A 12195-nucleotide genomic window follows, 5' to 3' on the forward strand; every position below is an offset into this window, starting at 1 on the left:
CTAAAAGTAATTGCTTTCATAAACAAAATACGATAAAATATAACTAATAAAGGTAAAAAAAACCTAAATAGGAGATGATTTTTTTGTTCGACAACACTGATCAGTTAGGCGTCAATACGATTCGTACACTAAGTATCGAAGCAGTACAAAAAGCAAATTCAGGCCATCCTGGACTACCAATGGGTGCTGCACCTATGGCTTATGCACTTTGGACAAAACATTTAAAAGTAAATCCTAAAACATCAAGAAAATGGGCTGACAGAGATCGCTTTGTTCTTTCTGCAGGTCATGGATCAGCAATGCTCTATAGTTTGCTTCACTTAGCAGGCTACAACGTTACGATAGATGATCTTAAAAGTTTCCGCCAATGGGATAGTAAAACACCTGGGCATCCTGAAGTCCATTTTACTGATGGTGTGGAAGCGACAACTGGTCCACTAGGTCAAGGAATTGCGATGGCAGTTGGTATGGCGATGGCTGAAGCTCACACTGCAGCAGTGTATAATCGTGATAGCTTCCCTGTAATTGATCACTATACGTATGCATTGTGCGGTGATGGTGACTTGATGGAAGGTGTTTCTCAAGAAGCAAGTTCAATGGCAGGTCACATGAAATTAGGCAAATTGATCGTGTTATATGATTCAAATGATATCTCTTTGGATGGGCCAACATCAAAAGCGTTCACTGAAAATGTTGGTGACCGTTACGAAGCTTATGGTTGGCAACATATTTTAGTTAAGGATGGGAATGATTTAGAAGCTATTTCTAATGCAATCGAAGCAGCAAAGGCTGAATCTGACAAACCAACTTTAATTGAAGTTAAAACTGTGATTGGCTATGGAGCTCCAAAAGAAGGTACTTCTTCTGTTCATGGTGCACCAATTGGCGCTGAAGGAATTGCTGCTGCTAAAGCTGTTTATGGTTGGGAATATCCTGATTTTACAGTTCCTAACGAAGTAGCTGCCCGTTTTAAAGAAGCGGTGGTTGAAAAAGGTGGGAAAGCAGAAGATAACTGGAATAATATGTTCAAGAATTATGAAAAAGAACATCCAGAACTAGCTAAACAGTTCCAGCAAGCTTTTGCAGATCAACTTCCTGAAAATTGGGACAAAGACTTACCAACATATGAAGTAGGATCAAGCGCAGCAAGCCGTGTAACTAGCAAAGAAACAATCCAAGCAATTTCAAAAACTGTACCTAGTTTCTGGGGTGGTTCTGCTGATTTATCTGCATCAAATAATACGATGGTGGCAGCTGAAAAAGATTTTGAACCTGGACAATATGAAGGTCGTAATATTTGGTTTGGTGTTCGTGAATTTGCGATGGCAGCGGCAATGAATGGTATTCAATTACATGGTGGAAGCAGAGTTTATGGCGGAACATTCTTTGTGTTTACGGATTACTTACGTCCAGCACTCCGTTTAGCTGCTATTCAAAATACACCTGTAACTTATGTGTTAACGCATGATTCTGTAGCAGTTGGAGAAGACGGTCCGACCCATGAACCTGTTGAACAATTAGCAAGCATTCGCTGTATGCCTGGTGTGCAAGTTTTACGCCCTGCTGATGGTAACGAGACAGTTGCTGCTTGGAAACTTGCAATGACTACAAAAGATGCACCAACTGTTTTGGTATTGAGTCGTCAAAATTTACCAGTTATCGAAGGGACAAAAGAAAAAGCTTCTGAGTTTGTTCAAAAAGGTGCATATGTGATTTCTCCACAAAAAGGTGCTAAACCTGAAGGAATCTTGATTGCAACTGGATCTGAAGTGAATTTAGCAATAGAAGCTCAAAAAGCACTGGCAGAACAAGGTAAGGATGTTTCTGTTGTTTCGATGCCAAGTTTTGATTTGTTTGAAAAACAAACAGAGGAATATAAAGAGTCTGTTTTACCTAAAAATATAACAAAACGGGTAGCGATCGAAGCTGCTTCACCATTTGGTTGGGAACGTTATGTAGGTACAGCAGGTACGACTGTGACAATCAATCATTTTGGTGCGTCAGCTCCAGGAGATTTAGTATTGAGAGAATTTGGTTTCACTACTGAAAATGTTGTAGCAAAATATAATAACTTATAAGCAATCTAAAAAGGATGGGGAAGCTCCCATCCTTTTTTTTGTAATATTTAAGTAATGAAAATGAAACAAAAAACAAATAAAAGAAATGTTTTTTCGGTAAATTAATTTTTTTTAATAAAATGGGTATTAAAGGGTTTCTATTCATAAAAATATACGAATTATCTACACCGTGTAATAATAACGGAACAAAAATTTGTTTTTTAATAAAACAAAAATTTCAAATAAGTTACATATCCTTTAAAAATTCAAGAATCGGGAGTAAATAATTGTTTATAAAAAGATACCCGAGTAGAATATGAGTATGATGTTCTATCAAGGAGGACAAAGGAATGGAAGAAAAAATAACAAGAAGCAGTAGGCATCAAAATAAAGTGCACACTATCAGTAGTAAAAAGATCGCAGCGGCACTAGGGACTTCATTGGTTTTTCTTCCTGTTGCAAGTAATTTACTACCTGTAGGTGTACAGGCAACAGAAATTGATCAGCAAGGAGCATCTTCTCCGCAAGCATTTATTGATTCGATTGGTTATTCTGCTGCTTCGGTTGCGAGTGCTAATGATTTATATGCATCTGTAATGATTGCTCAAGCACTGTTAGAAAGCAGCTATGGTACGTCTGGGTTGGCTGCAGCGCCCAATTATAATTTATTTGGTGTGAAAGGTAGTTATGGTGGTCAAACAGTTTATATGCCTACTTCAGAATATTTAAATGGAGAATGGGTTACCATGAACGAACCTTTTAGAAGTTATCCTTCATACGCAGACTCATTTCAAGATCACGCTAATGTTATTAGAACAACCCTAGCTTCTAATGGAAACTATCATTATTCAGGTGTGTGGAAAAGCAATACATCAAATTATACAGATGCTACAGCAGCTTTGGCAGGACGTTATGCAACAGATCCAGATTATGCGAGCAAGCTAAACTGGCTAATTGCAACGTATAATTTAACTGATTATGACTGGGGAGCAAATACAAACGGAAATACAACATTTGACATAACAGCACTTGGACAAAGTGGAGGCAGCTCGGTAGAAACAACTGCGAACACGTATACAGTTGTTTCAGGTGATACGCTTTGGGCTATAGCTGAAAAAAGTGGTCTTTCAGTTGACCAGCTTATGTCTCTTAATGGGTTAACTGCTGAATTAATTACAGTAGGACAAGTACTGAAAATTGCATAAAAAAACTCTCAAAAGACTGTCGTTTTTCATGGCAATCTTTGAGAGTTTTCTTTTTTATCTTTTTCCAGAACGTAGTTCGTCTAGTCGGCGTTGACGATTTTTTGTTAGATCCTTAATTCTTGGTCTAGGTAAAATCGCTTCTGGTGTTGTTTTTGAATGTTGCTTATGAGTTGAAGAATCGTTTGCATCAAAATTCTTTAAATATTCAATAACCTCACGAACAATTTGTGTAGGAGTAGAAGCGCCTGCTGTAACTGCAATTTGTTCGACATTAACCAACCACTGGGGATCAATTTGTGAAACATCAGAGATTCGATAAGCATGAACCCCAGCTTGTTCAATTGAAACTTGAGCTAAGCGATTGCTATTATTACTTTTAGGATCACCTACAACAATGGTTAAATCACATCCTCGGGCTTGTTCCACAACGGCTTCTTGACGAACTTGGGTAGCTTTGCAAATATCTTTATGAATCACTACATGAGGATACTTTTCTTGTATTTCATCCATTAAGTCACTTACATCCCATTGGCTCATTGTTGTTTGATTGGTAACAAAAATTTTATCAGCTGTTAATGTTAAGGCAGAGATATCGTCTGAATTAGAGACTAAGTGAACGTGTTCAGGAGACACACCTAGTGCACCTTCGGGTTCAGGGTGATTTTTCTTTCCGATATAGATGATTTCATAGCCTTCAGCTGTTTTCTCGGCAATCAATTCATGCGTAATTATTACGTCTGGGCAAGTCGCATCAATCACAGTTAAGCCTTTTTCGATGGCCAGTTCTTTTACCCTAGGGGATGTGCCATGAGCAGTGAAGATAACTGTTCCATGATCGACTTTAGCTAAGATCTCTTCGCGATTTTCTCCTTCTAACGTGCGGATGCCAACACTTTCAAAAGCATCGGTTACATGTTGATTATGAACGATCATTCCTAAAATATAGATCGGGCGAGGCAATGTTTCGTCTAGAGAAGCATTTCTAGCTATAACCATTGCATCTACTACCCCATAACAATAGCCACGTGGGCTAATATTTATAATTTTCATTTATAGATACCCCTATTTACTTTTTTTAGTCTTCTATAATATACACCATTTTTGTTAAATTTGTTTAAAGACTAGCTATCAATTAGCTTACACTAACAAATTAATAGCCATATAGCGCTATATAAGCTATTATAAAACAAGAGAAGTTTTATCTGTAAAATAGAAAAATGGAGGAATATAATATGACTCAAATTTTTAATTCAGTTACAGAGTTAATTGGGAAAACACCGATTGTAAAGTTAAATCATATGGTTCCAGAAGATGCAGCGGATGTTTATGTGAAACTGGAATTTTTTAATCCAGGCGGAAGTGTAAAAGATCGAATCGCATTAAATATGATCAATCAAGCTGAAAAGAGCGGCAAACTTAAAACTGGAGATACGATTATTGAACCAACGAGTGGAAATACTGGGATTGGTTTAGCAATGGTAGGAGCGGCTAAAGGATATAAAGTTGTGATTGTTATGCCTGATACAATGAGTATTGAACGCAGAAAATTGATGAAAGCGTATGGCGCTGAACTATTATTAACTCCAGGTTCCGAAGGAATGAAAGGAGCTATCGCCAAGGCGACTGAACTATCAAAAACAGATGGTTACTTTATGCCTATGCAATTTGAAAATCCAGCGAATGCAGAAACACATGAAAAGACAACTGGAAAAGAAATTCAAGATGCCTTTGGTCCTGCAGGTTTAGATGTCTTTGTTGCTGGTGTGGGTACAGGAGGAACAATAACAGGCGTTGGTAGAGAATTGAAACGTGTCTATCCTGGTATTTCAATTATTGCAGTTGAACCAACAGAGTCACCTGTTTTAGAAGGTGGAACACCTGGACCGCATAAAATCCAGGGAATTGGTGCAGGTTTTGTTCCCAAAGTATTGGATACAGAAATTTATGATAGAATTATAGCAGTCCCCAGTGACACTGCTATTGAAACCGCTAGACAATTGGCAATAAAAGAAGGACTGTTAGCAGGGATATCCGCAGGTGCCGCAGTTTATGCAGCTTTGGTTATTGCTAAGGAGTTGGGCGTAGGGAAAAAAGTTTTAACAGTAATACCAGATAACGGTGAGAGGTATCTTTCAACAGCTCTTTATGAGTTTTCTGAATAACTTTTAACTAAGAAAGGAAGCGGATGCCACAGCTTCCTTGTACATAATTCAAACAAAAAGTATGTAATTGTTATATTAATTCAAATAATTAAAGAGATAGAACGGGTATTTCCTGTTTTATTCTTTAATAATTCTTGTAAAGATAGATTAGAAATAGTATTATTTAAGAAAGAAAGACTGGGAGGGAGACAAATGGACAATATATTGGTAAAGAACGCACTTGAAGAGTTAAAAGAAGCCAATATTCGTATTACTCCTCAAAGATATGCAATTCTAGAATATCTAATTGAGAATCATAGCCATCCAACAGCAGATGAAATTTATCGTTCATTAGAAGATCGTTTTCCTAATATGAGTGTAGCTACTGTATATAATAATTTACGTTTATTTACAGATATCGGTTTTGTTCAAGAAATGAATTATGGTGATGCATCAAGTCGCTTTGATTTTAGTTCAAAAAAACATTACCATGCCATTTGCCAAAACTGTGGTAAGATTGTCGATTTTCATTATCCGGGTTTGGAAGATGTAGAAATGGCAGCGAGTAAATTGACAGGTTTTGAGATTAACGAACACAGACTAGAACTTTACGGACTATGTCCAGAGTGCCAAAAAGAAAAGGAGTGAGAAAATGAAATCTATTCATACGGATAAAGCACCAAAAGCAATTGGACCTTATGTACAAGGGAATATTGTGAATGGGTTATTATTTGCTTCAGGTCAAGTCCCTTTAAGTCCTGAAACTGGGGAAGTTGTTGGTTCTACAATAGAAGAACAAACAAAACAAGTTCTGAAAAATATTGCAGCAATTTTAGAAGAAGTAGGCAGTGATTTTAATCATATTGTAAAAACGACTTGTTTTTTAAAGAATATGAATGATTTTGTCGCTTTTAATGATGTATATGCTTCAGCTTTTACAAGTCAATTGCCAGCACGTTCTGCAGTTGAAGTAGCCCGATTGCCAAAAGATGTTCTTATTGAAATAGAAATTATTGCAGAAGTAACTGAATAATACCTTACTTTCACAAGCTGAGAAATGATTATTTCTCAGCTTTTTTTGTTGTAAAATCAGCTTTTTTATTATTTTTCAGCGATAATAAATGAAAAAACAGTTAAAAACAGAAGAGTTTGTGAAAAAATAATCTTTGAATTCACAAACAAAGTACTAGAAAGTGCCCTTTCACTTTGTTATATTACTAATATACCAATAGATTCGTAATGAACTCATTGGTGAAAAATTTAACTTGAAAGAAGGGATTTACAAAATGAAAGTCGTAGTCGTAGGATGTACGCATGCAGGAACTGCTGCAGTCAAAAGTATTTTAACAAATCACCCAAATGCGGAGGTAATCGTATATGAACGAAATGATAATGTATCATTTTTATCATGCGGTATCGCTCTATATGTAGGAGGAGTCGTGAAAGAAGCAGCTAGCTTGTTTTATTCAAGTCCTGAAGAACTTGCGTCCCTTGGAGCTACTGTAAAAATGGAACATGACGTTGAAACAATAGATGTTAATCATAAAACAGTCACTGCAAAAGATATTCAAACGGGTATTGAAGAAACCGTTTCCTATGATAAATTAGTAATGACAACTGGATCATGGCCGATTGTTCCGCCAATCAAGGGGATTGAGGCTGAAAATATTTTATTATGTAAAAACTACAACCAAGCGAATGTAATTATTGAACGAGCGAAAGAAGCGAAAAAAGTTGTCGTTGTAGGCGGCGGATACATTGGTATTGAATTAGTAGAAGCATTCGTAGAATCTGGAAAAGAAGTTACTTTAATCGATGGACTAGATCGTATTTTAAACAAATATTTAGACAAGCCTTTCACGGATGTTTTAGAAAAAGAACTGGTGGATCGCGGTGTGACTTTAGCTTTAGGTGAAAATGTTCAAGAATTCAAATCAGATGTAAGTGGACATGTGAATAAAGTAATTACCCCTAGCCAAGAATTTGAAGCGGATATGGTTATTATGTGTGTTGGGTTTACACCAAACACAGTATTACTTAATGACAAAGTTGATATGTTACCAAATGGAGCTATTGTAGTTGATGAATATATGAGATCAAGCAACCCCGATATTCTTGCTGCAGGTGATAGTGCAGTTGTACACTATAATCCAAGTAATTCAACTAATTATATTCCTTTAGCCACAAATGCTGTCCGTCAAGGAATGCTTGTTGGATATAATTTAACTGACGAAAAACTAGCTTACCGTGGAACTCAGGGAACTTCTGGCCTATACTTGTTTGGGTGGAAAATCGGATCAACAGGTGTTACTTTGGAAAGTGCAAAAATGAACAATTTAGAAGTTTCGGCAACACAATTCGAAGATAACTATCGACCAGAATTTATGCCAACAACTGAAAATGTAATGATGGAGCTGGTTTATGAAAAAGGAACAAATCGTATTGTAGGTGGACAGTTAATGTCTAAATACGACATTACACAGTCAGCTAATACGTTATCATTAGCCGTTCAAAATAATATGACCGTAGAAGATTTGGCTTTATCAGATTTCTTCTTCCAACCGCATTTTGATCGTCCTTGGAACTATTTGAATTTGTTAGCACAAGCAGCGTTAAACGATATTGCTAAAAAATAATAAATAAAAAAACTAGAGTTGGGTTTATATCTAACTCTAGTTTTTTTATTCTAAAAGAATTATAGTGTGCTCATTGTATTGTTTTGTTGCCCATTGTTTTAATTGAATTAGTGGGTTGATCATGCTCTACGTTTCTTATGAGCGTTGATGAGTGTTTTTGAGAGAAACATTATAACAGAAGAATCGGTAATAGGTGTTATTGGGAATAGTATTGTTGGTTTTACTAACGTATTTGGAGATTAATCTTTGACTGAGTATTATTTTTTGAGAGTGATGCTAGCCTTTATTTTCGGTGAATATTTGGAATCATAATGCTTATCAATGTGTTTTTTAGTGATCCGTTTATTAATTTTTTTGGAATGAAAGAGTACGTAAATCTATTATTGGAAAAGTATAAAAACAAAAGATTAATAAAGTATAGTAAAGAGCAGTGTTTTCAAGATTTCTTGTTTTTTAATGACATTGTTAAAAAATTTAATTCCAATTCTTTTTTACCTCGAAAAATTGATAACGCATACATTGTTTTTTTTGTAAAACTTCATATTATATTGATAATATTCATTCTGGGTCTAAAATTATTTTCATTAAAATTAAAATAGTATATACAAGGGCTTTAAACATTGTTATTAGTGGTTTTTGTTTGTTTTTTTAAAAAAGGACATCCGTTTTTTTATGTTCTTATTAAAAAAAAATAAGTTTTTTCGATTCATATCATTTCCAAAAATATTATAAAGGTTATAAAATCCATAGGTAGAAGCTTAAATAAATTTTTACGTTGCTCACATTTTGCGAAAGGAGAGTGTCTATTGGTTTTAACAAGCTTCTAAATCCATTTGTTTTGTAATATTTGTTTAAATGCAGGAGGAGGATAATTATGAAAAATGATAAACAAAAGAAAAAAGGTAATAATAAATCAAAAAAACAGAATAAGTATCGTGCATTATCGCTTGTTTTAACAAGTAGTTTGGTTATTGCACCTTTAACAGTCCCATTGACCTTTTATTTACCCGGGGGGATTACTGCTTCAGCAGCGATTTTGGATGCAGAAATTTTATCTAATATCACCAGTTCTAATAATAGTGGAACAACTAGTGGAAGTCCGTGGGCATCGGATGGCTCTACAAAAAATGTTGATTTTACGATTTCAGGAAGTGCTCTAGTAGGTGGTTCTGTTATTAATACCGGAACAAAACAAGGAGTATTAACTATCCCTACTGAATTAAATGGAAAAGTAACACCAAATGGATCAGCAACGATCAATACGAATGTGACAATTACGGTTGGTCAAGTATCATTTTTAACAAACACATTAACAGCAGCCAATAATTTAGCAACCTTATTAACCCAAATTACTAGTGGTACGGTAGCTTCATTAACTGGGGTTACCCTTGATTTAACTGCTGTTCAACAACAATTAAATCTATTAAATAATATTGAAAATTTCGGAAGCGCATCATTCAGTTCAACACCAACACTTTCGGCTGATGGCTCATATATCAGTGCAAATATTGATGATGGTTTGGGATTGGTATTATCACAAAATGTTACAACGATACTTCAAGACTTAAAATCAGCGGTTGATGCTTTACATGCAACTGGAATTGGTCTAACAGGACCGGCATCAGCTTTGATTATTAATACAGCTTTAGCACCAGTAAAATTAGCTGTTGATACAGCTATTGATGTAGCGTTACCATTAGTTCAAGCAGGTGGAACTGGGTTCAATCAATTATTAGATGCATCTGTATTAGGTTCAACAACTATTGATATCCCTACAACAGTTGTTAGCCCAACTAACTTGTCGCAAAACTTAGATGCAAAATTTGTTGGTACAGTCGTACAGACCGATACCATTGACGTTAATCTATTAAACACTGCGAATGGTGTTTCTGACATCTACTATGCAGGAACTGCAGTAGTTGTTCCAGCGCCTATAGTAACAAACACAACAGGAACATCTACAACAGGTTATACAGTAACAGGTACAGCGACAGCTGGCGATACAGTGAATATTCTTAATGCTGGTGGTACTGTTATTGGAACAGCGACTGCTGATGGAAGTGGGAACTTTAGCGCAACAATCCCGCAAGGTCAAGCAACAGCTAGTGAAGCTTTAACTGCCGTTGCAGTTGATGGAAGTGGCAATCAAAGTACACCTACACCATTTACGACCCCTGCAGACCCAACTGCTGTAGCAGCTCCAGTTGTAACAAATACAACAGGAACATCTGGTACTGGTTATACAGTAACAGGGACAGCAACAGCTGGTAATACAGTAAATATTCTTAATGCCGGCGGCACTGTTATTGGAACAGCGACTGCTGATGGAAGTGGTAATTTTAGTGCAACAATCCCGCAAGGCCAAGCGACAGCTAGTGAAGCATTAAAAGCTGTGGCTGTTGATGGAAGCGGCAATCAAAGTACACCTACACCATTCACAACGCCAGCGGATCCAGTAGTAATTCCAGCACCAACTGTGACTGGGGTAACAGGAACATCTGCAACTGGCTATACAGTAACAGGGACAGCACCAGCTGGAGATACTGTATCAATTAAAAATGCCGGCGGTACTATTATTGGTACAGCAACAGCAGATGCAAGTGGAAATTTCACGGTAACAATTCCTACAGGTTTAGCTACACCTGAAGAAGCATTGACAGCAACTGCTTCGGATGGAAACGGCAACCAAAGTCCAGCAACACCATTTACAACGCCAGCAGATCCAGTAGTTGTTCCAGCGCCAACAGTAACGAGTGTAACTGGAAACTCTGCCACAGGCTATACGGTAACAGGGACAGCTACACCAGGAAATACAGTATCAATTAAAAATCCAGGTGGCACTGTTATTGGTACAGCAATTGCTGATCCTAGTGGAAACTATACAGCGATAGTTCCAGTTGGTTTAGCAACACCAAATGAACAATTAACTGCAGTTGCAACAGATGGAGCAGGAAATTCAAGTACAGGCACACCGTTTACAACGCCAGCAGATCCAGTAGTGGTCCCAGCGCCGACTGTGACAGGTGTGACTGGAACATTTGCAACAGGCTATACAGTAACAGGAACAGCAACACCTGGAGACACTGTGACAATCAAAAATACTGGCGGAACAGTGATTGGTACAGCGGTAGCGAATGCAGGAGGAAACTATACAGTAACCATTCCAGCAGGTTTAGCAACACCAGTTGAACAGTTGAAAGCTATTGCATCTGATCCAGCAGGAAATCAAAGTACTGCAACACCATTTACAACTCCAGCAGACCCAGTAGTTGTTCCAGCGCCAACAGTAACAAGCGTGACTGGAAACTCTGGAACAGGTTATACAGTAACAGGAACAGCGCCAGCAGGAGATGTTGTAACCGTTAAAAATGCTGGCGGAACAGTGATTGGTACGGCAATAGCAGATCCAAGCGGAAATTACACACTTGTAATTCCAACAGGAGCAGCTTCGCCAAATGAACAATTAACAGCAACAGCGACAGATGGAGCCGGAAATACAAGTGCTGGCACATCGTTTGTAACGCCAGCAGATCCAGTAGTTGTTCCAGCACCGACAGTAACAGGAGTAACAGGTACATCTGCAACGGGCTATACAGTAACGGGAACAGCAACGCCTGGAGATACAGTGTCAATCAAGAATACAGGCGGAACAGTAATTGGTACAGCGGTAGCGAATGCAGGAGGAAACTATACAGTAACCATTCCAGCAGGTTTAGCAACACCAGTTGAACAGTTGAAAGCTATTGCATCTGATCCAGCTGGAAATCAAAGTACTGCAACACCATTTACAACACCAGCAGATCCTGTGGTTGTTACTTCACCAACAGTAACAAGTGTAACTGGGAACTCAGGAACAGGTTATACAGTGACAGGTACAGCGCCAGCAGGAGATATTGTAACAATTAAAAATTCTGGTGGTACTGTTATTGGTACAGCAATAGCAGATCCAAGCGGAAATTATACACTCGTGATTCCAACAGGAGCAGCAACACCAAATGAGCAATTAACAGCAACAGCAACTGATGGAGCTGGAAATACAAGTGCGGGTACACCGTTTACAACGCCAGCAGATCCAGTAGTTGTTCCAGCACCGACAGTAACAGGAGTAACAGGTACATCTGCAACGGGCTATACAGTAACGGGAACAGCAACGCCT

General features: G+C 37.5%; 8 protein-coding genes. 7 read left to right on the forward strand and 1 reads right to left on the reverse strand.

Annotation, left to right across the window (positions count from 1 at the left end):
• The first annotated feature begins 83 nt into the window (after positions 1 to 83).
• Positions 84 to 2078, forward strand: coding sequence for a transketolase (tkt, locus tag BCR23_RS13300; RefSeq protein WP_069635978.1), 1995 nt, complete (start codon positions 84 to 86; stop codon positions 2076 to 2078).
• Between the two features lie 329 nt (positions 2079 to 2407).
• Positions 2408 to 3262 carry a glucosaminidase domain-containing protein gene (locus BCR23_RS13305; protein ID WP_069635979.1) on the forward strand — a complete coding sequence of 285 codons (855 nt, stop codon included), beginning with the start codon at positions 2408 to 2410 and terminating at the stop codon, positions 3260 to 3262.
• Positions 3263 to 3316: 54 nt separating this feature from the next.
• On the opposite strand, the gene BCR23_RS13310 is transcribed toward BCR23_RS13305, so the two are convergent.
• On the reverse strand, positions 3317 to 4312 hold the full coding sequence (locus BCR23_RS13310; RefSeq protein ID WP_069635980.1) for a 4-hydroxy-3-methylbut-2-enyl diphosphate reductase: 996 nt from the start codon (positions 4310 to 4312) through the stop codon (positions 3317 to 3319).
• A 182-nt stretch (positions 4313 to 4494) separates the two neighbouring features.
• Between BCR23_RS13310 and cysK the strand changes: the two genes are divergently transcribed.
• The 5 genes from cysK to BCR23_RS13340 all read left to right on the forward strand — a co-directional run.
• Positions 4495 to 5424: a cysteine synthase A gene (gene cysK / locus BCR23_RS13315; RefSeq protein ID WP_069635981.1), complete on the forward strand. Its 930-nt coding sequence runs from the start codon at positions 4495 to 4497 to the stop codon at positions 5422 to 5424.
• A 192-nt stretch (positions 5425 to 5616) separates the two neighbouring features.
• Positions 5617 to 6051: a peroxide-responsive transcriptional repressor PerR gene (gene perR / locus BCR23_RS13320; protein ID WP_069635982.1), complete on the forward strand. Its 435-nt coding sequence runs from the start codon at positions 5617 to 5619 to the stop codon at positions 6049 to 6051.
• 4 nt (positions 6052 to 6055) lie between these two features.
• Positions 6056 to 6436 carry a RidA family protein gene (locus tag BCR23_RS13325; protein WP_069635983.1) on the forward strand — a complete coding sequence of 127 codons (381 nt, stop codon included), beginning with the start codon at positions 6056 to 6058 and terminating at the stop codon, positions 6434 to 6436.
• 253 nt (positions 6437 to 6689) lie between these two features.
• Positions 6690 to 8039 (forward strand): NADH oxidase, encoded by a 1350-nt coding sequence (locus tag BCR23_RS13330; protein WP_069635984.1) that lies wholly within the window; start codon positions 6690 to 6692, stop codon positions 8037 to 8039.
• An 874-nt stretch (positions 8040 to 8913) separates the two neighbouring features.
• A partial coding sequence (locus BCR23_RS13340) for an adhesive domain-containing protein (protein ID WP_069635986.1) occupies positions 8914 to 12195 on the forward strand: 3282 nt, incomplete at its 3' end.

It is taken from the genome of Enterococcus quebecensis, from assembly GCF_001730365.1.
Lineage (GTDB): Bacteria > Bacillota > Bacilli > Lactobacillales > Enterococcaceae > Enterococcus_L > Enterococcus_L quebecensis.

Excerpts from the sequence above, each read along its gene's own strand:
- BCR23_RS13310 (WP_069635980.1), bottom strand. The coding sequence starts at position 4,312 with ATGAAAATTATAAATATTAGCCCACGTGGCTATTGTTATGGGGTAGTA.
- perR (WP_069635982.1), top strand. The coding sequence starts at position 5,617 with ATGGACAATATATTGGTAAAGAACGCACTTGAAGAGTTAAAAGAAGCC.
- BCR23_RS13325 (WP_069635983.1), top strand. The coding sequence starts at position 6,056 with ATGAAATCTATTCATACGGATAAAGCACCAAAAGCAATTGGACCTTAT.
- BCR23_RS13330 (WP_069635984.1), top strand. The coding sequence starts at position 6,690 with ATGAAAGTCGTAGTCGTAGGATGTACGCATGCAGGAACTGCTGCAGTC.
- BCR23_RS13305 (WP_069635979.1), top strand. The coding sequence starts at position 2,408 with ATGGAAGAAAAAATAACAAGAAGCAGTAGGCATCAAAATAAAGTGCAC.
- cysK (WP_069635981.1), top strand. The coding sequence starts at position 4,495 with ATGACTCAAATTTTTAATTCAGTTACAGAGTTAATTGGGAAAACACCG.